The 22,970-nt window shown below is 72.4% G+C and carries 17 protein-coding genes and 2 pseudogenes; 11 read left to right on the top strand and 8 right to left on the bottom strand.

Features of this window, described 5'->3' with window-relative positions:
* The first annotated feature begins 128 nt into the window (after positions 1-128).
* Positions 129-584: a tellurite resistance TerB family protein gene (locus ACF1FZ_RS30705; RefSeq protein WP_391776655.1), complete on the top strand. Its 456-nt coding sequence runs from the start codon at positions 129-131 to the stop codon at positions 582-584.
* 112 nt (positions 585-696) lie between these two features.
* On the opposite strand, the gene ACF1FZ_RS30700 is transcribed toward ACF1FZ_RS30705, so the two are convergent.
* Positions 697-1,764, bottom strand: a complete 1,068-nt coding sequence (locus tag ACF1FZ_RS30700) for a PucR family transcriptional regulator (RefSeq protein ID WP_391776654.1) — start codon at positions 1,762-1,764, stop codon at positions 697-699.
* Positions 1,765-2,052: 288 nt separating this feature from the next.
* On the opposite strand from ACF1FZ_RS30700, the gene ACF1FZ_RS30695 reads away from it, so the two are divergent.
* The 4 genes from ACF1FZ_RS30695 to ACF1FZ_RS30680 all read left to right on the top strand — a co-directional run bounded on the left by ACF1FZ_RS30695 (position 2,053) and on the right by ACF1FZ_RS30680 (position 11,911).
* Positions 2,053-2,691, top strand: coding sequence for a hypothetical protein (locus ACF1FZ_RS30695; RefSeq protein WP_391776653.1), 639 nt, complete (start codon positions 2,053-2,055; stop codon positions 2,689-2,691).
* An 87-nt stretch (positions 2,692-2,778) separates the two neighbouring features.
* A complete protein-coding gene (locus ACF1FZ_RS30690) occupies positions 2,779-4,896 on the top strand; it encodes a flotillin family protein (protein ID WP_391776652.1) in 2,118 nt (705 codons plus the stop codon).
* An 86-nt stretch (positions 4,897-4,982) separates the two neighbouring features.
* Positions 4,983-9,881: a DNA repair ATPase gene (locus tag ACF1FZ_RS30685; protein ID WP_391776651.1), complete on the top strand. Its 4,899-nt coding sequence runs from the start codon at positions 4,983-4,985 to the stop codon at positions 9,879-9,881.
* A gap of 17 nt (positions 9,882-9,898) precedes the next feature.
* On the top strand, positions 9,899-11,911 hold the full coding sequence (locus ACF1FZ_RS30680) for an NAD-binding protein (RefSeq protein WP_391776650.1): 2,013 nt from the start codon (positions 9,899-9,901) through the stop codon (positions 11,909-11,911).
* Between the two features lie 51 nt (positions 11,912-11,962).
* Here the strand turns inward: ACF1FZ_RS30680 and trpS are convergent, their stop codons facing one another.
* Positions 11,963-13,021, bottom strand: a complete 1,059-nt coding sequence (gene trpS / locus ACF1FZ_RS30675; protein WP_391776649.1) for a tryptophan--tRNA ligase — start codon at positions 13,019-13,021, stop codon at positions 11,963-11,965.
* Entirely contained in the window at positions 13,018-13,419 is a 402-nt protein-coding gene (locus tag ACF1FZ_RS30670) for a DUF6126 family protein (RefSeq protein ID WP_391776648.1), read from the bottom strand. The genes trpS and ACF1FZ_RS30670 overlap by 4 nt, the downstream gene beginning before the upstream one ends.
* Positions 13,420-13,537: 118 nt before the next feature.
* Between ACF1FZ_RS30670 and ACF1FZ_RS30665 the strand changes: the two genes are divergently transcribed.
* From ACF1FZ_RS30665 to ACF1FZ_RS30655, 3 genes are all read left to right on the top strand, one after another.
* Entirely contained in the window at positions 13,538-14,638 is a 1,101-nt protein-coding gene (locus ACF1FZ_RS30665) for an LLM class flavin-dependent oxidoreductase (protein ID WP_391776647.1), read from the top strand.
* Between the two features lie 5 nt (positions 14,639-14,643).
* The gene (locus ACF1FZ_RS30660; RefSeq protein WP_391776646.1) at positions 14,644-15,303 is read left to right on the top strand and encodes a CE1759 family FMN reductase; all 660 of its coding nucleotides are present in this window, start codon (positions 14,644-14,646) and stop codon (positions 15,301-15,303) included.
* 95 nt (positions 15,304-15,398) lie between these two features.
* The gene (locus ACF1FZ_RS30655; RefSeq protein WP_391776645.1) at positions 15,399-15,821 is read left to right on the top strand and encodes a universal stress protein; all 423 of its coding nucleotides are present in this window, start codon (positions 15,399-15,401) and stop codon (positions 15,819-15,821) included.
* A gap of 65 nt (positions 15,822-15,886) precedes the next feature.
* Here ACF1FZ_RS30655 and ACF1FZ_RS30650 read toward each other — a convergent pair whose 3' ends face one another.
* From ACF1FZ_RS30650 to ACF1FZ_RS30640, 3 genes are all read right to left on the bottom strand, one after another.
* On the bottom strand, positions 15,887-16,744 hold the full coding sequence (locus ACF1FZ_RS30650; protein ID WP_391776644.1) for an ABC transporter permease: 858 nt from the start codon (positions 16,742-16,744) through the stop codon (positions 15,887-15,889).
* On the bottom strand, positions 16,741-17,712 hold the full coding sequence (locus tag ACF1FZ_RS30645) for an ATP-binding cassette domain-containing protein (RefSeq protein ID WP_391776643.1): 972 nt from the start codon (positions 17,710-17,712) through the stop codon (positions 16,741-16,743). The genes ACF1FZ_RS30650 and ACF1FZ_RS30645 overlap by 4 nt, the downstream gene beginning before the upstream one ends.
* A gap of 232 nt (positions 17,713-17,944) precedes the next feature.
* The gene (locus ACF1FZ_RS30640; RefSeq protein ID WP_391776642.1) at positions 17,945-18,280 is read right to left on the bottom strand and encodes a hypothetical protein; all 336 of its coding nucleotides are present in this window, start codon (positions 18,278-18,280) and stop codon (positions 17,945-17,947) included.
* A 124-nt stretch (positions 18,281-18,404) separates the two neighbouring features.
* Here ACF1FZ_RS30640 and ACF1FZ_RS30635 point away from each other — a divergent pair, with 124 nt between their 5' ends.
* Positions 18,405-19,262, top strand: a complete 858-nt coding sequence (locus ACF1FZ_RS30635; RefSeq protein ID WP_391776641.1) for a hypothetical protein — start codon at positions 18,405-18,407, stop codon at positions 19,260-19,262.
* 65 nt (positions 19,263-19,327) lie between these two features.
* A pseudogene (locus ACF1FZ_RS30630) lies at positions 19,328-19,573 on the top strand (DUF2630 family protein).
* Here the strand turns inward: ACF1FZ_RS30630 and ACF1FZ_RS30625 are convergent.
* Complete coding sequence (locus ACF1FZ_RS30625; RefSeq protein ID WP_391776640.1) at positions 19,574-19,996, bottom strand: RNA-binding S4 domain-containing protein; 423 nt, start codon at positions 19,994-19,996, stop codon at positions 19,574-19,576.
* 43 nt (positions 19,997-20,039) lie between these two features.
* Positions 20,040-22,100, bottom strand: a complete 2,061-nt coding sequence (locus ACF1FZ_RS30620; protein WP_391776639.1) for a PhoX family protein — start codon at positions 22,098-22,100, stop codon at positions 20,040-20,042.
* A gap of 290 nt (positions 22,101-22,390) precedes the next feature.
* On the opposite strand from ACF1FZ_RS30620, the pseudogene ACF1FZ_RS30615 reads away from it, so the two are divergent.
* Positions 22,391-22,970: pseudogene (locus tag ACF1FZ_RS30615) on the top strand (hypothetical protein); the annotation flags it as partial.

The raw sequence follows: 22,970 nt of genomic DNA, 5'->3' as shown, positions 1-22,970 counted from the left end.
GCCGCATCCTACTGAGTGCCCGCGCTCGGGGGGCCGCGGTGCCGTGGACGGCCGCCCACGCTTCTTCTACACCGTTGTAGAGTTCGACTGGTTCCCGCACCACAGGCAACGCAACGTATGGAGACGTCATGGCCCTTTGGGATCGGATCAAGGAATCCGCGTCGACGATGCAGACGCAGCTGGAGGCGAAGAAGAACGACCTGAGGAGCGGGGCGTTCCGGGACGCGAGCATGGCCATGTGCGCCCTGGTCTCCGCGGCGGACGGTTCCATCGATCCGTCCGAGCGGCAGCGCGTCGCCTCGCTGATCGCCACCAACGACGTCCTGCGGAACTTCCCGGCGGACGACCTCCAGCGCCGGTTCAACGCCTACGTGGACAAGCTGACCGCGGACTTCGCCTTCGGCAAGGTCAGTGTGCTCCAGGAGATCGCCAAGGCGAGGAAGAAGCCCGCCGAGGCGCGTGCCGTCATCCAGATCGGCATCGTGATCGGCGGCGCCGACGGCGACTTCGACAAGTCGGAGCAGGCCGTCGTGCGGGAGGCGTGCTTCGCGCTCGACCTGCCGCCGCACGAGTTCGACCTGTAGAGCGGCCGTCCGCGCCGGGCGTACGGTCCGGGCCCTCGGGCCGTACGCCCGCGACCGCCGCCCGCCGCGGGCTGCCGGGCACCGGGCGCGGGCTCCCCGGCCGGGTGCGGTGTCAGAGATCCTTCGCCGGCCAGTCCAGCAGCCGTGCGCCGATCACCGCCGTCTGCAGCGTGTAGCGGTGCATCGGGTCGGACGGATCCGACCCCGTCAGCTGGTGTATCCGCTCCAGCCGGTACGTCAGCGCGCGCACGCTCAGCGACAGCCGGCGGGCCGTCTCGGCGGCGACACAGCCCGCGTCGAAGTACACGGACAGCGTCCGCAGCAGCGGTTCCGCGCCGCCCCGCGCCTCCCTGAGCGGACCGAGCTCGCTGCGCACCAGGTCGGCCATCGCCTGCCGGTCCCTGGTCAGCACGGGGTAGACCAGCAGGTCGGAGGCGTACAGCACCGGATCGTCGAGTCTCATCCGCTGCGCGAGATCGAGGGCGTCGAGCGCCTCGTCGTACGAGTGGACCACTCCGCCGGGACCGCGGTGCGGGCGGCCGACGGCGACCTGGTGGCCGTCCGTCGCGGCGTGGGCCTGCTTGGCGAAGTACCGCAGGACGTCCGGCTGGCTGCCGGGGGCGATGCAGACGAGACGCCCGTCCTTCGTCGTCAGCAGGATCTTCCGGCCGCTGAAGCGCGCGAGCATCGCCGCCTCCACACCGCGGGGCACGGCATCGGACTCGGTGTACGCCTCGGGGCCCGCCGCCACCGCGACGGCGTGCGCCCTCGAGAGCCGCAGCCCGAAACGGGTGGCGCGCTCCGCGAGCCTGCCCAGGTCACTGCGTCCGTACAGCAGGTCGTCGATGAACTCCCGCCGCGCCGCCTCCTCGCGCCGCACGGTGAGGCGCTGCGCCCGCTCGAAGCCCTCCGCGAAGGCGTCGACGGCCTGTTCCACGGCGCTCAGCACGGCGTCGGCCGACGACGTGCCCGCCGCGGCGGGCGGCCAGGCGGCACGGGTCTCCGAGAGATGGCGCCGCACCAGGGCCCGCAGCTGGTGTCCCGCCTCCGCGGCCTCGCGGCCGAGCGCGCGCCGGGTCTCCAGCTCGTCCCGGGTGAGCCGCCGGCCGGTCTCCGCCGCCTCGGACAGGATGCGGGCATAGCCCTCAAGGAATCTCTCGGAAATCTCGGGCTCCGCCACCACGCGCTCCTCCGTACTCGACAGCACCGTCATCCCACCAACGCGCAGAACCGGATGCCCGTGCCCGGCAACGACGGCCCGGGAAGGCTGCCGGATTCCGGCAGTGTGCCCGGCCGGCTCCCGATGGCACGATCGGTCCAGCAGCACACGGGGGAAGTACGGGGGATCACGGGGGAAGGAACCGGCTGCCGCGGGACCGTTCGCGGTGTCGTGGCGCCGGTGCCCCCGCCCACCGCCGCACGGCCTCCGGTGACCGTACGACGGCAGGCGGGACGGGGGCAGGACCTGATGACCGGATTCCTTTCCGTAGCACTCACCTTCCCCACCGTCCTCTTCGGTGCCGCCCTGGTGGTCGTGGTCTGCTTCTGGCTGCTGGTGCTGGCCGGAGCCGCCGGGCACGACTCCTTCGACACCGACCTCGACACCGAAGCGGCCGGCTTCGGCGGGGTGCCCGTCTCCGTGTCGGTGTCGCTGTTCGTCGTCGTCGCCTGGTTCACCGGCCTGACCGGCTCGGTCCTGGTCCTGAGCAGCGGAGCCACCGGCACCCTGCGGGCCGTGTTCCACCTCGCCGTGCTGGCGGGGTCACTACTGACCGCCTGGGGGGTGGTCCGCATGCTCGTACGCCGCTTCCGCCGGTTCTTCCCCGCGGAACCTCCACCGTCCCGGGAGGACTTCGTGGGCCGGATCTGCACGATCCGCACCGGGTCCGTCAGTGCCGACTTCGGGCAGGCCGAGGTCGCGGCAGCCGACGGTTCGACCGCGATCGTGCAGGTCAGGCAGCTACTGATGCCGTCCGCTCCGGGTGAGGTGCTCAGCTCCGGCAGTACGGGGCTCCTCTACGCCTACGACGCCGGCGGCGAGTTCTTCTGGGTCTCGTCGTACGACGCGGCGCTCGCCCCGCGACCGCTGCCGCGCGAGGCCGGCTGACCCGCCTTCTCCTTCCGGGCCCGAGGGCCCGTGGTTCCGCGCGCCGTGATGCGGGGCGCTCCTCCTCTTCGTACGTCTGGGACTGACATGGATGCCATCTCCTGGGGCATCGGCGTGATGATCGCCGTTGTCCTGCTCATCACCATCGCTCTGGTCTTCGTCATCACCCGGCTCTTCCGCAAGGTCGAGCAGGGGAAGGCACTGATCATCTCCAAGACCAAGAAGGTCGACGTCACCTTCACCGGTGCCGTGGTCCTTCCGGTGCTGCACAAGGCCGAGACCATGGACATCTCGGTGAAGACCATCGAGATCCGCCGTACCGGCCGCGAGGGCCTGATCTGCCAGGACAACATCCGCGCCGACATCCACATCACGTTCTTCGTCCGGGTCAACAAGACCGTGGAGGACGTCATCAAGGTCGCGCAGGCCATCGGCACGGAACGGGCGAGCGACAAGGCCGCCGTCCAGGAGTTCTTCGCCGCGAAATTCTCCGAGGCACTCAAGACGGTCGGCAAGCAGCTGGACTTCGTCGACCTCTACACCAAGCGCGAGGAGTTCCGGGACCGGATCATCCGGGTCATCGGGACCGACCTGAACGGCTATCACCTCGACGACGCCGCGATCGACTTCCTCGAGCAGACGCCGATGGCGCAGCTCGACGGCGCCAACATCCTGGACGCACAGGGCATCCGGAAGATCACCGAGCTGACGGCGATCGAGCACGTGCGGACCAACGAGTTCCAGCGCACCGAGCAGAAGGAGATCACCCGGCAGGACGTCGACGCCCGCGAGACCATCCTGGAGCTGGAGCGACGGCAGGCCGAGGCGGAGATCAAGCAGCGCCGCGAGGTCGAGACGCTGCGGGCCCGGGAGGAAGCCGTCACCGCACGGGTGCAGGAGGAGGAGCGGCTCGGTGCGCAGAGCGCGTTCATCCGCACCGAGGAGCAGCTCGGCATCCAGCGGGAGAACCAGGCGCGCGAGGTGGCCGTCGCACAGAAGAACCGTGAACGGGTCATCGCGGTGGAGAACGAGCGCATCGAGAAGGACCGGCTGCTGGAGGTCATCGGCCGGGACCGGGAGACCGAGCTGAACCGGATCGCCGCGGCGAAGGAGGTCGAGGCCGAGCGCCGTGAGGTCGCGGACGTGATCCGGGAGCGGATCGCGGTGGACCGTACGGTCGCCGAGCAGGAGGAGTCGATCCTGACCCTGCGGTCCGTCGAGGAGGCGGAGCGCACCCGCAGGTCCGTGATCATCGCCGCGGAGGCGGAGGCGCAGGAGAAGCTCGTCAAGGACATCAAGGCGGCGGAGGCCGCGGAGGCGGCGGCGACGCACCTGGCGGCCGAGCAGCTGACGCTCGCCGAGGCGCGGCTGAAGACCGCCGACCTGGACGCACAGGCGAAGCTGCGGCTCGCGGAGGGCGTCCAGGCGGAGAGTGCCGCCGCCGGGCTCGCGGACGTCCAGGTCCGGGAGGCGGAGGCCGAGGTCACGGAGAAGGCCGGCCGTGCGGAGGCCCAGGCCACGGAGGCCCGGCTCAGGGCCGAGGCGGAGGGTGCGCGCCTCAAGGCCCTGGCGGTCGCGGAGGGGACGCGGGCGCAGGCCACAGCGGACGCGGCGGTGATCGGCGAGAAGCTGAAGGCCGAGGCGGCGGGGCTCACCCAGAAGGCCGCGGCGATGGCGGCACTCGACGAGGCGTCCCGCGGGCACGAGGAGTACCGGCTGCGGCTGGACGCGGAGAAGGAGATCAGGCTCGCCGGGTTCGACGTCCAGCGGCAGGTCGCCGAGGCCCAGGCGACGGTGCTGGCGACGGGACTGGAGAACGCGGACATCGACATCGTCGGCGGCGACTCGGTCTTCTTCGACCGTCTGGTGTCCTCGATCTCGCTGGGCCGGAGCGTGGACGGGTTCGTGGAGAACTCGAAGACCGCGCAGGCGCTGGCCGGGCCGTGGCTGGACGGCCGGGGGTCGTTCACGGACGACCTGACCAAGGTCCTGGGCTCCGTGTCCACCGGGGACGTACGGAACCTGACGGTCTCGGCCCTGCTGACGCAGCTCATGCGGGCACCGGGGGCGGCCTCGGGGCAGGTGGGGCAGCTGCTCGCCGCCGCCGAAGAACTGGGTCTGGCGGGGATGACGGTGTCGTCCCTGGCGGGGACGGCCCCGGCCGGCGGAACGGCCTCGCGGAACGGCGCGGCAGTCGGTCAGTAGCAGGGCCCCGTCCGGTGGCCGGACCACCCCGGCCCTGCCACCGGACGGGCGGGTCGTCGAACGTCATCTCGTAGGGAGCTTCACGCATGGACCGCGACGTCACCTTCACCGATGCCGACGCCGATGCCTACGGGATGCTCCGGCGGCGGCTCCACGAGCAGGCCGACGAGCTGGTCCGGCGGGCCGAGGCACTCAACGAGCGGCGGACCGAGGAGTTCGGCTCCGCCGGGCTGCGCCTCCTCTCCACCGAACAGGTGCGTACGGAGCACCCCTCGGTGGCGCGCGACCTCGTCGCCGTGGGCGGGCGCCTGCTGTTCGGTTTCGAGCGGGGGCCGGGCGCACGGGGTGACGCCGGGGTCGGTGACGTCCTGGTCCTGCGCGAGCCGGATCTGGAGGAGGCGGACGCGGGGCTGCTGGACGACACGGCCTTCGTACGGGAGTTCACCGGTCTGCACCGCTACTACCGTGACGCCCGGCTGCTGCGGCTACGGCGCGTCAACGGCCGGCTGCTCGCGGTCTTCCGTACCGGTGAGACCGCCGAGGACATCCGGGTCCTGCGCTGGGCCCTGGGTCCGGACGGTGCGCCCGGGGCCTTCCTGGACGCCCGGGGCGACCGTGACCACGTCTTCCCGCCGTCGCACGACGTCGAGTGGGTCCCGGCGGGGCGGGACGCCCATGTGCCCGGCCGGCATCCGCACGTCTCCGTGCTGGGCAGGGTGTTCGTGGACACGCTGGGCGGCACGCTCACCGTCAGGACCACCGACGGCACCGGGTCCCCCGACGGGATCTACGAGGAGCCGGTCGACGAGCCGCTGCAGTCCCTGGCGGACGCCGCTGTCGAGTACGCCGTGGCCGGCCCGCTGATCCTGCTGCGGGTGCGCCCGTACAAGGAGGAGGCCTGGCGCCATCTGGTCTTCAACACGCTGCTGTCCACCGTGCGGCGCCTCGACGCGATCGGGCCGTCCTGCCGTCTGCTCCCCGAGGACCAGGGGATCATCTTCCCCGGCGGTTACTACCTCACCACCGGGGCGGCCAGGACCTTCGACACCGCGGGGGAGCTCCACGACCCCGTCTTCGAGGGCGCGGTCCCCTCGCCCAACGGCGAGGACGTGCTGTACGTCTTCCGGTCCAGGGACGGGAGCCGCACCCTGCTCCTGCCCTACAACCTGATCCGCCAGGAGGTCGCCACCCCCCTGCTCGGACGCGGGCACGCCCTCCTCGACGACGGCACCCTGGTGCTGCTGAAGGACGGTGCGGACGGACCGGGCCGGGTCCACCCGTTGCAGCGCTGGCAGACCCCGTACGTCTCCGACACCTACGCCGCCTCCCGTCCCGCCGGCACCGGGCCGCTCGCCCGGACGGGCAACGCCGATCTGGTGCGCGGGATCTCCGACTGCCTGGCCCTGGCGCACGGGGTGCGGGACATGACGCCGACGGCCGCCGTGTACGGCCGGCTCGTCGCCGACTGCGGCCGGGCGGGCGACCGCTACCACTGGCTCGCCGATCCCGGGCTGGGAGCGCTCGCCGAGCCGCTGGAGGAGCTGCGGGCCACCGCCCGCCAGGTCCTGGCCGAGTTCGGGACGGTCCAGGAGCTGACCGGGCAGGCCGCCGCCGCGCTCGACGAGGCGGCCGCCGGGCTCACCGCCCTGGTCCGCCGTATCCGGGGCGAGGCCCCGCGCTCGGCCGCCGACTGGGTCGGCAGGCTCACCGAACTCCGCCGCGCCCACGGCCACCTGGCGACACTCGACGAGATGCGGTACGCCGACACGGAGCGCATCGCCGCGCTCCGCGAGAAGACGGAACGGGATCTGGAGTCGGCCGCCCAGCGCGCCGTGGCCTTCCTCGCCCGGGAGGACGCGTTCACCGGGTACCACCAGGACATCGCGGACATCACCGCGGGCGCGGAGGCGCTGGGCAGCGTCACCGACGCCTCATCGGCCGAGGACCGGCTGACGGAGATCACGGACGGCCTGGCGACGGTCACGGACGTGGTGACCGGGCTGGACATGGGCGACGCCACCGTCCGTACGTCGGTCCTGGAGCGGATCGCCGAGGTACTGGGCGGCGCCAACCGGGCCCGCGCGACCCTCGGCGCCCGGCGCGGGGAGCTGGTGTCCCGGGAGGGACAGGCCGAGTTCGCCGCCGAGTTCGCCCTGCTCGGGCAGGCCGTCACGGGGGCGCTCGCCTCGGCGGACTCCCCCGAGGCCTGTGACGAGCAGCTGGCCAGGGTGCTGCTGCAACTGGAGGACCTGGAGTCCCGCTTCGCGGACTCCGACGACTTCCTGGGCCGGATCGGCGAGCGCCGTACGGAGGTGTACGAGGCCTTCTCGGGCCGGAAGCAGACGTTGCAGGACGCCCGTGCCCGGCGCGCGGAACGCCTCGCGGAGTCCGCGGCCCGGGTCCTGGAGACGGTCTCCCGGCGACTGGCCGGGCTGGAGGACGCGGACGCCGTCCACACGTACTTCGCCTCCGACCCCATGGTCGCCAAGGTCCGCCGCACCGCCGAGGAGCTCCGCGCGCTCGGCGACCCGGTCCGCGCCGGGGAACTGGACGGCCGGCTGAAGGCGGCCCGGCAGGAGGCGGGGCGCGCGCTGCGTGACCGGGGTGAGCTGTACACGGACGGCGGCTCGGTGATCCGGCTGGGCCGCCACCGCTTCGCGGTGAACACCCGGCCCTTCGACCTGACCCTGGTCCCCTCGGAGGGCGGGCTCGCCTTCGCGCTGACCGGCACGGACTACCGGGCGCCGGTCACCGACCCGGAGTTCGCGGCGGCCCGCGTCCACGGGGAACAGTCTCTGCCCTCGGAGTCGGCGGACGTCTACCGCGCCGAGCACCTGGCCGCCCGGCTCCTGGACGAGCACGGTGCGGACGCCCTGGCCGGCGCCGACCTCACGGCGCTCGTGCGGGAGGCGGCGGCCTCGGCGTACGACGAGGGGTACCAGCGGGGCGTCCACGACCAGGACGCGCTCGCCGTGCTGACGGTGCTGCTGCGGCTGCGCGCCGGGGCCGGGCTGCTGCGCTTCACGCCTTCGGTGCGCACGGCGGCCCAGCTCTTCTGGGCGCACGACGCCGACGAGGCCCTGCGTACGTCCTGGACACGGCAGGCCCGCTCGCTGGCCCGGGCCCGTGCCACCTTCGGACTCGCTCCCGCCGTCGCCACGCTCCAGGAGGAGTGGGCGGCGGTGATGCGGTCGGAACCGGCCGTCGCCGAGTACCTCTTCGAGGAGCTGGCCGGTGGTCCCGCCGGCTTCGTCACGAGCGCGCCGGCCCGGACCTTCCTGGAGAAGTTCCGCCGCGCCCTGGGCACATCCGCGTACGACGAGGACCTGGCCGCCCTGGCCGGTGACCTCCCGGCCAGGCGCCGGCTGGTGGAGGGCTGGCTCGCCTCCTACGCCGCCGCGAGCGGCACGGACGCGGACGACGGGGATCTCGCCGAGGCGGCCGCCGTGGAGCTGTGCCCGGAGCTGGAGCGCTACGACTGCGACGCGCCGCTGACCGCGACGGTGGACGGCCTCCTCGGCGACCACCCGCGCCTGGTGCGGGGGCGGCTGACGATCCGGCTGGACGAAATCCTCGCCCGGACGGCCGAGTTCCGCGCCCGCGCCGTGCCTGGATTTCGCGCGTACCAGCGACTGCGGACCGCCCTGGTCGCGGCCGAGCGGTCCCGGCTGCGGCTGGACGACCACCGGCCGCGCGCGATACCGGCGTTCGTCCGCAGCCGGCTGCTGGACGAGGTGTACCTCCCACTCGTCGGTGACAGCCTCGCCAAACAGATCGGTACCGCCGACGGGGACCGGCGCACCGACTCCCAGGGCCTGCTTCTGCTGGTGTCCCCGCCGGGCTACGGCAAGACGACCCTGGTGGAGTACGTCGCGGAGCGGATCGGGATGGTCCTCGTCAAGGTCAGCGGCCCGAACCTCGGCCACGACGTGACCTCGCTCGATCCGGCACTGGCGCCCGGGGCGACCGCCCGCCGGGAGGTCGAGAAGATCAACTTCGCGCTGGCGGCGGGCAGCAACACGCTCCTCTATCTGGACGACATCCAGCACACCTCGCCCGAGCTGCTCCAGAAGTTCATCCCGCTCTGTGACACGACCCGCCGTGTCGAGGGGGTGCAGGACGGGCAGCCACGCGGCTACGACCTGCGGGGCAAGCGGTTCGCCGTGGTGATGGCGGGCAATCCGTACACCGAGTCCGGGGCCCGGTTCCGGATTCCGGACATGCTCGCCAACCGGGCCGACGTATGGAACCTGGGTGAGGTCCTCAGCGGCCGGGACGAGGTCTTCGCGCTGAGCTTCGTCGAGAACGCGCTGACCGCCAACCCGGTGCTGGCCCCGCTGGCCGCGCGCTCCCGGAGCGATCTCGAGCGCCTCGTGCGCCTCGCCTCCGGTGCGGACCTCCCTGCCTCCGCCGACCGTCTGGACCACCCGTACAGCGCGGCCGAGCTGGAGCGGATCCTCTCCACCTTGCGCCATCTGCTCACCGCCCGGGACACGGTCCTCGCGGTGAACGCGGCGTACATCGCCTCGGCGGCGCAGACGGACGCCTCGCGCACCGAACCGCCGTTCCGGCTGCAGGGCTCGTACCGGGACATGAACAAGATCGCGGAGCGGATCGTGCCCGTCATGAACGACGCCGAGCTCGCCGCCCTCATCGACGACCACTACGCGGGCGAGGCCCAGACGCTCACCACGGGCGCCGAGTCGAACCTGCTGAAGCTGGCCGCCCTGCGGGGCACGCTCACCCCGGCGCAGGCGGAGCGGTGGGCGGCGATCACCTCTTCCTACGTACGCACGCAGGCGCTCGGCGGCCCGGAGGGGGACCCCGCCTCCCGTGCGGTCGGGGCGCTGGGGCTGCTCGCGGACCGGCTCGCGGCGGTCGAGGCGGCCATCGAGCGGGCTGCCGGTCCCCGCCGGCCCGAGAGGCTGCCGGGTGACCAGGTTCCACACCCCCGTCACACGATGATCACCGGTACGTCCGGCTGAACCGGAGGAGGCAAGGCATGCTGGGTTCCGTGTCCACACTTCCTCACCAGCCCCAACGACCCGTGAACAACGGCCACATGGTGGTCTGCGGCGACGACACCCTCGCCCGCCGGCTCGCCGTGGAGCTGCGTTACGTGTACGGGGAACGGGTCACGCTCCTGGTCCCGCCGGGCCGCGACACCAGCAGGCCGGAGCTCCCGCTGACCCAGCGGGCGCGTGCGGTGGCCCTTTTCGGGCGCATGTCCGCGGCGATGAGCCGCAACGGTGCGGGCGCAGGGGGCGGTGACGGCGATACGAACGCCGGGGTCGAGGCCGTCCGCATCATGGAGGCCCACGAGCCCTCCGACGACGTGCTGGAGGAGGCGGGCGTCGACCGGGCCGCCGCGCTCGCCCTCGTCTACGACGACGACGAGCGCAACATCCGCGCCGCCCTGACGGCCCGCCGGCTCAATCCGCGCCTGCGTCTCGTCATCCGGCTCTACAACCGCAAGCTCGGTCAGCACCTGGAGACGCTGCTCGACCAGGCGGCGGCCGTCTCCGTGCCGGGCCTCGACCCGGCCGCCATGGACGCCTCCACCACCGTCCTGTCCGACGCCGACACCGCGGCCCCCGCCCTGGCCGCCACCGCGCTGACCGGCAGCAGCAAGGTCATCCAGGCCGAAGGCCTGCTCCTGCGCGCCGTCGAACGCACCCCGCCCCGGCCGGGCGAGCTCGCCGACCCCGGGCTGTGCACCCTGGCCCTGCTCTCCTCCACCAGCCAGGACCCGGCCGGTGCCGAGGGCTCCGACAGCAGTGGCGCGGAGGGGCCCCAGCTCCTGCCCGACCTGGCGACGGTGAACGCCGCCACGGGCCGGGGCACCGTCGTCCTGGAAGCCATCAGCCATGCGGGGCCCGACCGGGGACCCACCCGTATGGGAGGCAGGGGCGCGCCGCTCGGCCAGGTCTTCTCGCGACGGCTGCGCTGGTCGGCGCTGGGCGTCGCGGCGGCCGTCATCGCCCTGGCCGTCGCCTCGGTGATCACCACGGGAGACAGCCCGCTGCACGCCGCCTACCTGACCATGCTCGACCTGCTGGCGATGGGTGACCCGGCGGTCGAGACGGACGACTCGGCGTCCCGCCAGGTGATCCAGCTGCTCTCCGGCATGGCCGGACTCCTGCTGCTGCCCCTGCTGGTCGCCGCCGTCCTGGAGGCGTTCGGCTCGCTGCGCACCGCGTCCTCGTTGCGCCGTCCCCCGCGCGGTCTGTCCGGCCACGTGGTCCTGCTGGGGCTCGGCAAGATCGGTACGAGGGTCCTGGTGCGGCTGCGTGAGCTGGACATCCCCGTGGTGGTCGTCGAGGAGGACCCGGAGGCGCGCGGCATTCCGCTGGCCCGCAGCCTGCACGTCCCGACGGTCCTGGGTGATGTGACCCAAGAGGGTGTCCTGGAAGCGGCCAAGATCCGCCGGGCCCGTGCGTTGCTGGCCCTGACCAGCGTCGACACGACGAACCTCGAAGCCGCGCTGTACGCGCGCTCGGTGAAGCCGGACCTGCGGGTGGCCTTGCGCCTGTACGACGACGAGTTCGCCACGGCCGTCTACCGCACCCTGCGCACGGCTCACCCGCAGGCCCTGACCCGCTCCCGCTCGGTGTCCCATCTGGCCGCGCCGGCCTTCGCGGTCGCCATGATGGGCCGGCAGATCCTGGGGGCGGTGCCGGTGGAACGCAAGGTGATGCTGTTCGCCGCCCTGGAGGTGGCGGGTCACCCCCAGCTGGAGGGCCGGACCGTCGACCAGGCGTTCCGGGCGGGCGCCTGGCGGGTCCTGGCCCTGGACGCCACCCCGCCGGCCGACCGCCTCCCGGATCTGACGGCCGTGCCGCCGTACGACCCCCTCGACCCCACGGGCCCCGGGACCTCGGGCCGGCCCTCCGGCCTGGTCTGGGACCTCCACCCGGGTTATGTGCTGCGGGCGGAGGACCGGGTGGTGATCGCCGCGACCCGGCGCGGTCTGGCCGAGCTGCTGCGCAGGCAGCGCTCGGCGCTCCGCCCCTGAGCCGCGGCGAACGCGGCCGGGGCGGGGCCGGGGAGCGGCCTGAGGGCGCGGTCAGCGGAACATCCCCATCGCTTCCCGCACCTCCCCCAGGGTCGCCTCGGCCACGGCGTTCGCGCGCTCGTTCCCGGCGCGCAGCACGTCCCGTACGTATCCCATGTCCTGGGCGTACTCCGCGCGCCGGGCGCGGATCGGGGCCATGCGCGTGTTGACGGCCTCCGTCACGGTCCGCTTGAGGGCGGCCGCACCGCCGCTCCCGATCTCCTCGGCGACCTCGTGCGGGTCGCGGCCGAGGCAGAGCGCGGCCAGCAGCACCAGGCTCGACACCCCGGGCCGCAGCTCGGGGTCGTAGGTGATGTGCCGGTCGGCGTCGGTGGTGGCGCCCCTGATCAGCCGCGCGGTCTCGTCGGCGTCGGCGCCCAGAGCGATGGAGTTGCCCCGGCTCTTGCTCATCTTGGTGGCGTCGGTGCCGAGCAGCAGGGGCGCGGTGGAGAGCAGCGCGTCGGGCTCGGGGAAGACCGCTCCGTAGCGCTCGTTGAAGCGGCGGGCGACGGTGCGGGTGATCTCCAGGTGCGGCAGCTGGTCCTGGCCGACGGGTACGAGATCGCCCTTGCAGAACAGGATGTCGGCGGCCTGGTGCACCGGATAGGTGTACATGAGGCCGCTGACGGCGGACTGCCTGGAGTGCGCGATCTCGTCCTTCACGGTGGGGTTGCGGCCGAGTTCGGCGACGGAGACGAGGGAGAGGAACGGCAGCAGCAGCTGGTTCAGGGCGGGGACGGCACTGTGGTTGAAGACCGTCGACCGCTCGGGGTCGATCCCGATGGCGAGATGGTCCAGGACCAGGCCCTCCACGTGCTCGGTGAGCCGCTCGGCGACGTCCCGGTCGGTGAGGACCTGGTAGTCGGCGATGAGCACGAAGACGTCCACACCGAGGTCCTGGAGACGCACCCGGTTGTGGAGGGTGCCGAAGTAGTGCCCGAGGTGCAGGGCCCCGGTGGGCCGGTCCCCGGTGAGGACCCGGAAGCGGCCGGGGTCCAGGGCGAGCTGCTGTTCCAGTTCGGCGCTGCGGCGCACGGCAGGGCCGACGGCCGGGTCGGTGGTGATGGTCACGGGGGCTCTCCTCGCTGGTGGTGTAGGCGTGGAGGGCGGCCCGTCGCAGGGGACCGGGGCACAGATGAGGGCCGCCCGAAGATCGAACGGCCCTGGTTCCGCGCAGAGAAGGTGGCCGCTCCTAGGAGGAGCGCCACCAGTTCCGGCACGGTACGGAGGTCATGGGCGGAGTCTAGCGCGCACCGCTCCTCCGGCACGGAGCGTTTCCCGCCCCCGCGCGCCGGCCACCTGTCGCCGCCGACGTGGAACAGCGGCATGACGAAGCCGGTGGACGGGTGGACCGTGAAGACGTGGACGAGGACGCGCCGCAGGACGCCGCGCTCCTCCCAGCGCTCGCTCCCGTTCGTCGGCCGCTCCCCGCCCGGCGGCCGCTGCGGCGCCGCGTCCAGGGTGCGCACGCCGGGGCGACCGGGCGCCGGGAGCAGGCGGAATAGGGAGAGGGGGTGCTCCGTTGTAGGGTGTGTTCATATAGTTCAATGTTCAACCAAGTTGCTCAACGCTTTGGAGGCGGGCGCCATGCAGTTCGGGATCTTCACCGTCGGGGATGTCACCACCGACCCCACGACCGGTACGGCACCGAGCGAGAACGAGCGGATCAAGGCGACCCTCGCGATCGCTCTCAAGGCCGAGGAAGTGGGCCTGGACGTCTTCGCGACCGGCGAGCACCACAATCCGCCGTTCGTACCGTCCTCGCCGACGACCACCCTCGGCTACATCGCCGCCCGCACCGAGAACCTGATCCTCTCGACCTCCACCACACTGATCACCACCAACGACCCGGTGAAGATCGCCGAGGACTACGCCACCCTCCAGCACCTGGCCGACGGCCGCGTCGACCTGATGACGGGCCGCGGCAACACCGGGCCGGTCTACCCCTGGTTCGGCAAGGACATCCGTCAGGGGATCCCGCTCGCGATCGAGAACTACGCGCTGCTGCACAAGCTGTGGCGGGAGGACGTCGTCGACTGGGAGGGGAAGTTCCGCACTCCGCTGCAGTCCTTCACCGCGACCCCGCGCCCGCTGGACGGCGTTCCGCCCTTCGTCTGGCACGGCTCCATCCGCTCCCCGGAGATCGCCGAACAGGCCGCCTACTACGGCGACGGGTTCTTCCACAACAACATCTTCTGGCCCATGGAGCACACCAGGAAGATGGTCGACCTCTACCGGCGCCGGTACGCCCACTACGGGCACGGCACCGCCGAGCAGGCCATCGTGGGCCTCGGCGGCCAGGTGTTCATGCGGAAGAACTCGCAGGACGCGGTACGGGAGTTCCGCCCGTACTTCGACAACGCGCCGGTCTACGGCCACGGGCCCTCCCTGGAGGACTTCACCCGGCAGACCCCGCTGACCGTCGGCTCCCCGCAGGAGGTCATCGAGCGGACCCTGTCCTTCCGCGAGGACGTCGGCGACTACCAGCGCCAGCTGTTCCTGATGGACCACGCGGGACTGCCGCTGAAGACGGTCCTGGAGCAGCTCGACATCCTGGGCGAGGAGGTCGTACCCGTACTGCGTAAGGAATTCGCCCGCCTGCGCCCGGCCGGCGTGCCGGACGCCCCCGTCCACCCCGCGGTCACCGCCGCCCGCGCCGCAGCCGCCGCAGACCCGAAGGAGCTCTGAGCCCCGTGCCCGCCACCGCCCCCCTGAAGATCGTCGCCGTCGCGGCCGGACTCAGCACTCCCTCGTCCACCCGGCTGCTGGCCGACCGGCTCGCCGAGGCCGCCCGCGAGAGGCTGGCGGCCGGACAGGACCGCCGCGTCGAGGTCCAGGCCGTCGAGCTGCGTGATCTGGCCGTCGACATCGCCAACCACCTGGTCACCGGATTCCCGTCGGCCGGCCTGGAGAAGGCACTCGACGCGGTGACCGGGGCGGACGGGCTGATCGTCGTGACGCCCGTGTTCACCGCGTCGTACAGCGGGCTGTTCAAGTCCTTCTTCGACCTGGTCGACCACACCGCGTTGACCGGCAAGCCCGTCGTCGTCGCGGCGACCGGTGGGACGCCCAGGCACTCGCTGGTCCTGGAGCACGCGCTGCGCCCGCTCTTCGCCTACCTGCGGGCCGTGGTCCTGCCGACCTCCGTCTACGCGGCGTCGGAGGACTGGGGTTCGCACGGGGACGAGTACGCCGAGGGACTGCCGTCCCGGATCCGGCGCGCGGGGAGCGAGCTCGCCTCCGCGGTCACGGGGCGGACCGTCTCCGGCGCCTCCCGGGCCCTCACCCTCGACGACGGCGAGGACGCGGTCGTCCCGTTCGCGCAGCAGCTCGCGGATCTGCGGATCAGCTGAACCGCGGCACGGGGGGCCTCACCGGCCCCCCGTGCCCGGATTGATTACAGTTGACCCCTGTATGCCACATACGCGCTGAACCGATGGAGGCAGACATGGGCAGGATCGTCGTGGGCGTCGACGGATCGGACGCGTCGATCAAGGCGTTGCGCTGGGCCGTACGCCAGGCCGGACTGACCGGCGACACCGTCGAGGCGGTCAACAGCTGGGAATATCCCGCGACCGGCTGGGGGTCCCTCATGCCGGGCATGCCGGAGGACTTCGACCCGCAGGCGGTGGCGACGGTGGCGCTCGACGAGGCGCTGGAGGAGGCCCTCGGTGCCGACGGAGCGGCGGCGGTCGAGAAGGTCGTCGTGATCGGCCATCCCGCCCAGACCCTGCTGGAGCGCTCCAGGGGCGCGAACCTGCTGGTCGTCGGCGCCCGCGGTTACAGCGGCTTCAAGGCGACCCTGCTCGGCTCGGTCAGTCTCCATGTCACCCAGCACGCCACCTGCCCGGTCACCGTCGTACGCGACTGAGCGGCCCGCCGGACCACCCCCGGCCGGACCCCTCGGCATCGCGGGAGCCGGCCGGGGGGCCGCCGTCACTTCCGGTTGTAGAGCCGCATGGTCGCCGAGCCGAAGACCACGACGAACAGCGCGGACCAGCCCAGTGACCAGGCGATGTCCGTCGCGGGCCAGTCGCCTGCCATCAACTCGCGTACCGCTGCGGCGAGATGTGTCACCGGACTGTTGTTGACGAACGCCTGCAGCCAGCCCGGCATCGTCCTGGGGTCGACGAAGACGTTGCTCAGGAACGTCAGCGGGAAGATCACCATCATGCTGACGCCCATCACCGACTTCTCGGTGCGCAGCATCAGGCCGAACATCGTCCAGATCCACGAGAAGGCGAACGAGAACACCAGCAGGAGGGCGACGCCCGCCAGCACTCCCAGCACACCGCCGGCCGGCCGGTAGCCGATGACGATGCCGACCACGAGCATCACGGCCGAGGCCAGGAGGTAGCGCACGACGTCGCCGAGCAGATAGCCGACCATCGGGGCCGGCCGCCAGACGGGCAGCGTACGGAAGCGGTCGAACACGCCCTTCGCGATGTCGGTGTTGACGGCGACACCCGTGTACATCGTGATCATCACGACGCTCATGACGAGGATCCCCGGCAGCAGGAACTGGATGTACCCCTCGGTGGAACCGGCCAGCGCCCCGCCGAAGAGGTACGTGAACATCAGCACCATCATGATCGGGAAGACCGTCACGTCGAAGAGCTGCTCCGGCACGTGCTTGATCTTCAGCATGGCCCGCCACCCGAAGGTGAGCGACGCGGACAGCGCACTGGGCCGGCGCGGCCGCTCCCGGCCGACCAGCAGGGACGCCAGCGTCTCCGCGTCCGGTGCGGTGAGCCCGGCGTCGGCGCGTTCGGTTCCGGTGGGCGCGGTGCTCATGCCGCCACCCCCTTCTTGTCCGTGAGCGCGAGGAAGACCTCGTCGAGACTCGGCTGGCCCAGCGCGAAGTTGTCCACGTGGATACCGCACCGGGCCAGTTCCGCCAGCGCGCGGGCGGCCTGCTCGGCCGCCCCCGCGTCGGTGCCGTGCCCGCTGACCGTGGCGGTCAGCGCCACGGGATCGCTGTCCAGCTGCACCGTGGCGTTCAGCGCGAGCGCCAGCACCCGCTCGGCCTCCGGGCGCTGCCCGGGGTCCCGCAGACGCAGATGGACGGATCCCGCGCCGACGGACGCCTTGAGCTCGCCCTTCGTGCCCTCGGCGATCACCTTGCCGTGGTCGATCACGGCGATGCGGGAGGCCAGGTGATCGGCCTCGTCGAGGTACTGGGTGGTCAGCATGACCGTCGTGCCCTGGGCCACCACGGCCCGCACGATGTCCCACACCTGGTTACGGCTGCGCGGGTCGAGCCCCGTCGTCGGCTCGTCGAGGAAGAGCAGGTCCGGCGTGTTCAGGATGGAGGCGGCGATGTCGATCCGTCGCCGCATACCGCCGGAGTAGTTCTTCACCTGCTTGCCCGCCGCCTCGCTCAGCCCGAAGGCCTCGAGCAGCTGCGCGGCCCGTCCCCTGGCGTCCGGCTTGGCGTGGCCGAGGAGCCGGGCCAGCAGCACCAGGTTCTCCGTGCCGGTGAGGTCCTCGTCGACCGAGGCGTACTGCCCGGTGAGACTGACCCGGCCGCGGACCGTGTCGGCGTCCTTGACGACGTCGTGGCCGAAGACCCGCGCCCGGCCGCCGTCCGGCCGCAGCAGGGTCGCCAGCATCCGCACGACAGTGGTCTTCCCGGCCCCGTTGGGGCCCAGGACCCCGTAGACGGTACCCGCGGGTACGGCGAGGTCGACGCCGTCCACCGCGCGGTTGTCACCGAAGACCTTCACCAGCCCCTCGGTCTCGATGGCCAGTTCAGTACTCATGGTCCCTTCCCTGTCGGCGGTTCGAGGGCAGTCGCAGGCCACGATGGCACGGTGGACCCCGGTCGGTGGGCGGATCGGGGGAACGGACGGGCGCGGTCGCCGGATCACGCCCCGGCGGCCGCGCCCCCGCAGGTCCGCGGGAACGGCCGGGGCCACTCCTCGCGCGTGCGGGAGAGGCAGGACATCATGCGGAGCGTGCCCGCGCCGGCCGCCGGCCCGTTGAAGCCCGGCATCAGCACGCTCCTGCCGTCCGGGCTGGGCAGGAAGCCGGCCGGGCCCCGGCCAGCACGCCGGACGCCGCGGCGCGCGGTTCGCGCGGCGCGGCCCGGCGGATCCGCGCGAGCGCGTGGCGGAGCACGGCGAAGGCCGGCCCGGAGACGGCACCGAGCCGGATCTGCCCGCCCGTGGCCGCCCCGCCGTCCCGCCTGACGAAGGAGGCCCACGAGCCGGGGATCACTCCCGGTGCGAGCGGCACCGCCCTGGCGAGCGCGGTGTGCCCGTGTACCCGCCGGGCCGGGGCGCGGGCCCGCGTGCGGTGGCGCGTCGGCATCGCGGCGTGTGTGGCCATGGCGCCCAGCCCCTTCCGTCACCCCGTCCCCGTATCCCCGGCGCACACCCGGCCGGACCGCCCGGCAACTCGAACGGCGTACGGCCCGGGGCGCCCCGCCGTCGCACGGGATTGGCTGGTGCCTGTGCGGACCTATCTCTCAGCGGCCCTGTCGGCGGTACTGCTCGTGCTGCTCGCCGTCCTGGTCCCGGTGAGCGCCCTCTCGGCATGGGTCGATCTGGAAGTCGACGACACCGACCGGTATCTCGCCGCCGTCTCCCCGCTGGCCTCCGACGCCGGTGTGCAAGACACCGTGGCCACACTGGTCACGGACGAGGCGATGAAGAACATCGACGCCGGGCCGCTGCAGGAGGCCCTCGAGCAGTTCCTGCGGGGGACCGCCCTGTCGTTCACCACGACCCAGGCCTTCCAGCGGGTCTGGGACAGCGCGAACCGGACGGCGCACCGGGCGGTGACCGCCTCGCTCCGCGGGGACGACGAGCAGGCGGTGACCATCGATCTGGCGCCGGTGATCGAGGAGGTGAAGAAGGAACTGGTGCGCGGCGGGGTGCCTCTCGCCGACCGGATCCCGGTCCGCAGGACCTCGATCACGGTACTGGCCGCCGACCGTGCCGACGGCCTGCGGTCCTCGTTCCGGTGGCTGCGGTACTGCGGCGTCCGGCCGGCCGTGGGGACGGTGGTCCTGCTCATCCTGGTGCTGGGCCTCGCACCGGTACGCGGCGGCCCGCGGACCGGCCTGACGGCCGCGGCCGTGGCCGGCGGCGGGCTGGTGCTCGGCGCGGTCCTGCTGCGGATCACCGTCGCCGTCGGCCGCGACCGGGTCCTCGACCAGGTCCCCGGGGCCGACCGGGGCGGGGCCGCCGCGGTCTACGACGCGCTGACCGGCTCCCTGCTGACGACGGTGTGGGCCGTGCTGCTCACGGGGGTGGTCCTGGTGGCCGGCGGCGTGGCGGGACGGGTCGTGGCCGCCCGGCGCGGGTAGGCCGCGAGGCGGGAACACGTCCGCATACCGGTGGTGTCCGAAGGGCGTCGGAGCCGGGGGAAGCCATGGCCGGCCAGGACATCTCCGACGACATCGACGGGCCGGTCACCGAGGAGCGCGCCCGGCCGCCCCCGCACCACCGCGGAACCGGGTCTCTCCGACGGCGAGCGGGCACGGCTGCGCCAGGTGGAGGTCCGGCTCGACCGGTGCTGGGATCTGCTGCGCCGGCGGCGCGCGCTCGCGAACACGGCGAGGACCCGTCGGAGGCGAAGGTGCGCCCCGCCTCCGAGGTGGAGTGCCACCAGAGCTGACTAGTCCGGAGCCTGGCCCCTGCCCTTGGGGCCTTGCAGGCCCTGGAGGCGTTCCATCTCGCGGCGGTCCCGCTTGGTCGGGCGGCCCGCGCCCCGGTCGCGGACCGGGACCTGGAGCGCCACCTCGCGCGGCGGCGGGGGCGGGCTGTTGTCGACGAAGCACTCCGCCGCCACCGGCGGGCCCACCCGCTTCTTCACGATCTTGGAGACGACGACGACCCGGTCCCGGCCCGCGTGCCGCAGCCGCACCTCGTCACCCGTACGCAGGGCCTGGGCGGGCTTCGCGCGCTCGCCGTTGACCCGCACGTGGCCCGCACGGCAGGCGGCAGCCGCCTGCGACCGCGTCTTCGTCAGCCGGACCGCCCAGATCCAGGCATCGACCCGGACGCTTCCCTCCGCCTGCGGCGCCTCACCGGAAACCATGCGTACGACTCTAATCCGACGAGGCGCCGTGAGGGGCGTGGGATCAGACGCCGATGTCCCTGCCGTCCTTGCGCCAGACGGCGACGACCGACGGGCGGACGATCCTGCCCGGTCCGTCCGGCCAGGCGCTCGCGGGATTCTCGACGGAGGCGCCGTCGACCTCACCCGGGTGCTGTACGGCCACGAGGACGCGGCGGTCCTGGATCACCGGACCGCAGGTCTCCGCACCGGTCGGCACGGTCAGGAACTGCTTGAGCTCCCCCCGCCGCTCACCCTGCGTCGCTACGCCGAACAGGCCGTCGTGCGAGCCGAGCTGGGCACCGTCCGTGGAGATCCACAGGTTGCCGTGGTCGTCGAAGGCCACGTTGTCCGGGCAGGAGATGGGGCTGACCTTCTCCTTGGGGAACCCCGCGAAGTAGGTCGCCGGGTCCTCCGGGTCGCCCGCGACGAGGAAGAGCCGCCAGGCGAACCCGTCACCCGCCGGGTCGTCCCAGTGCTCCGCCAGCTCCAGGATCTGACCGTGCTTGTTGGCGTTGCGCGGGTTGGCCTCGTCGGCACCGGCCTTGCCCGTCTTGCCGCGGTCGGTGTTGTTGGTGAGGGCGACGTAGACCCGGCCGGTGCGCGGGGAGGGCTCCACGTCCTCGGGGCGGTCCATCTTCGTCGCGCCGACCTTGTCGCCGGCCAGACGGGTGAAGACGTACACCTCTTCGGCCGTCATGCCCGGGACGTGCGAGGTGGTGCCCGTGGCGAGCGGGATCCAGACGCCGCTGCCGTCGAACTCGCCGTCCGAGGGGAGCTTGCCCGTGCCGTCGAACTCCGCGGCCGGGGAGTCGCCGGTCAGCTTGGCGACGTACAGCGTGCCCTCGTCCAGCAGTGTGAGGTTGTGCTCCCGGGCCGCCCGCGAGTTCCCCTTCTTCATCCGCTTGCTGGAGACGAACTTGTAGAAGTAGTCGAACCGTTCGTCATCACCCATGTAGACCACGGGACGGCCGTCGGACGTCAGGCGGGGCTGTGCCGCCTCGTGCTTGAACCGGCCGAGCGCGGTCCGCTTGCGTGGAGTGGAGTCGGGGTCGTACGGGTCGAGTTCGACGACCCAGCCGAAGCGGTGCGCCTCGTTGGGCTCCTGGGCCAGGTCGAAGCGCTTGTCGAACCGCTCCCACTTGCGTTCCGTCGCGCCCGTGCCGATGCCGTACCGCTTGTCTGTGCCGCTGGAACCGTTGGCGAAGTACTGGTTGAAGTTCTCCTCGCCGTGCAGCGTGGTGCCCCACGGAGTGGTGCCGCCCGCACAGTTGTTGAGGGTGCCGAGCACCTTGCGTCCGGTGCGGTCGGCGGAGGTACGGAGAAGAGGGCTGCCGGCGGCCGGTCCGGTGACCCGGAATTCACTCGTCGCGGTGAGACGACGGTTCAGCGGGTGACGGCTGACCGGTGCGAGCCTGCCGGTGCGGTTCTCCTCCTGGACGACGACCACGGAGAGTCCGTGCGCCGCCCAGGCGATCTCGACCTGCTCACGCGTCGGGTCGCCCGGATCGTAATCACGGAACATCAGGACCTCGTCCGTGTACTCATGGTTGGCGACCAGCACCTGACGGCCGCGCTCACCACGGAGCGGGAGCAGGGAGAGGAAGTCGTTGTTGTAACCGAACTGACCCGCCTGCGCCTTCGCGGACTGCTTGTCCGGGTCGAAGGCGGGAGCGCCACGCAGGATCGGTTCACCCCAGCGGATGACGACGTTCTGACCGTAACCGTCGGGGATCGTGACCTTGTCGTCCTTGTTGGGCGCCACGGCCGCGAAGCGCAGACCCCGGGCACCCGGAGGGGTGGGCTTCGGCTTGCCACCGGGGCGGCCCGTGAGCGGCGCGGCTTCGGCAGCGGGCGCCGCCGGGCCGGAGAGAGCGGCGGTCCCCGCGGCGGCGGCCACCGTCACCACTGCGGCGGCGCGCATCATCGACCGGCGCGACAGGGCTCCGGCGATGATGTCACCGGCGTACTCGTTGTCGCTCGTGTTCGGGATCTCCTGGAAGCAGGCGTCACCGCAGCGATAGCGGCAGGTCAGCGCAGAGCGCCCGCCCGGGTGCGAGCCGATGAGCGGCAGCAGTTTGCGCACGTTTTCGTCCCTCCGTCTGTGTGTCACGCGTGACGGTAGGTGCGTATCCGCGCCGTACGTCGGACTGCCGGTGAACAGAGGGTGAAGTCCGGACCACTGAAGCCCTTCCGGTCCGGCCGGCCCCGGCCAGGACTCGGTGACGACTCGGTTGGAGCTCGGTTGACACAGGGGCGGGCCGCGCCACCGAACGGCCGGATCCGGCCGCTAACCTTACGTATCCGCCCTGGCCAGGGATCAATTCCCGCAGTACGGACATTTATCGCACCCAACTCATGCGAAAGGCCTCGCCCATGGGCATTCGGAGCTTGCTGCGCAAGGTGTTCGGCCGCACGGAGCAGGACGAGTCGGCCACGGCCACCGTCCCGCCCCAGGCCGAGCGCACCCAGCCCACGGAGCCGGAGCCGGAGACCGCCACTTCGGCGGCCGAGCCCGCGACGGCCTCGGTACCGGCCCCGGCCTCCTCCTCGGACCGGTCCGCCGGTGCCGAACACGACAGCGGACAGGCGTCGGACCTGGTGGCGGCGGCCTTCGACAAGGCGGCCGCCACTTCGGTGACCACGCCGAGGGTCCCGGCCCAGGGGTCGAACCTGGAGGCGAAGCCTGCTGCGGACACCGCGGACGACAGGAAGGACGCGGCTGTGGAGACCACCGCCGCGGTCGAACCGGCCGTTGCGGCGCCGATCACGATCGACATCGACCCGGAGCCGGAGGCCCGAGCGGTACCTGCCGCGGCGCCCGCGCCGGAGGCGGAACCTGCCGCGCCTGTCACGGCTTCAGCGGTGGTCGAGGAGCCCGAGGCTGTTGCGGACCCTGTCGACGAGTCGACGGTGGAAGCGGCCCCCGAGCCGGTGGGCGTCGACAAGACGGCGG

The sequence above is a fragment of the Streptomyces sp. NPDC014623 genome (assembly GCF_043088245.1).
Taxonomy (GTDB): domain Bacteria; phylum Actinomycetota; class Actinomycetes; order Streptomycetales; family Streptomycetaceae; genus Streptomyces.
Note: the sequence above shows the minus strand (reverse complement) of the source record. Positions and strands in the feature narration are given on the sequence as shown.

Coding starts and splice junctions, on each gene's coding strand:
- ACF1FZ_RS30625 (WP_391776640.1), bottom strand. CDS start 19,996: ATGGTTTCCGGTGAGGCGCCGCAGGCGGAGGGAAGCGTCCGGGTCGAT.
- ACF1FZ_RS30655 (WP_391776645.1), top strand. CDS start 15,399: ATGGGCAGGATCGTCGTGGGCGTCGACGGATCGGACGCGTCGATCAAG.
- ACF1FZ_RS30680 (WP_391776650.1), top strand. CDS start 9,899: ATGCTGGGTTCCGTGTCCACACTTCCTCACCAGCCCCAACGACCCGTG.
- ACF1FZ_RS30640 (WP_391776642.1), bottom strand. CDS start 18,280: ATGGCCACACACGCCGCGATGCCGACGCGCCACCGCACGCGGGCCCGC.
- ACF1FZ_RS30690 (WP_391776652.1), top strand. CDS start 2,779: ATGGATGCCATCTCCTGGGGCATCGGCGTGATGATCGCCGTTGTCCTG.
- ACF1FZ_RS30665 (WP_391776647.1), top strand. CDS start 13,538: ATGCAGTTCGGGATCTTCACCGTCGGGGATGTCACCACCGACCCCACG.
- ACF1FZ_RS30645 (WP_391776643.1), bottom strand. CDS start 17,712: ATGAGTACTGAACTGGCCATCGAGACCGAGGGGCTGGTGAAGGTCTTC.
- ACF1FZ_RS30695 (WP_391776653.1), top strand. CDS start 2,053: ATGACCGGATTCCTTTCCGTAGCACTCACCTTCCCCACCGTCCTCTTC.
- ACF1FZ_RS30705 (WP_391776655.1), top strand. CDS start 129: ATGGCCCTTTGGGATCGGATCAAGGAATCCGCGTCGACGATGCAGACG.
- ACF1FZ_RS30650 (WP_391776644.1), bottom strand. CDS start 16,744: ATGAGCACCGCGCCCACCGGAACCGAACGCGCCGACGCCGGGCTCACC.
- ACF1FZ_RS30685 (WP_391776651.1), top strand. CDS start 4,983: ATGGACCGCGACGTCACCTTCACCGATGCCGACGCCGATGCCTACGGG.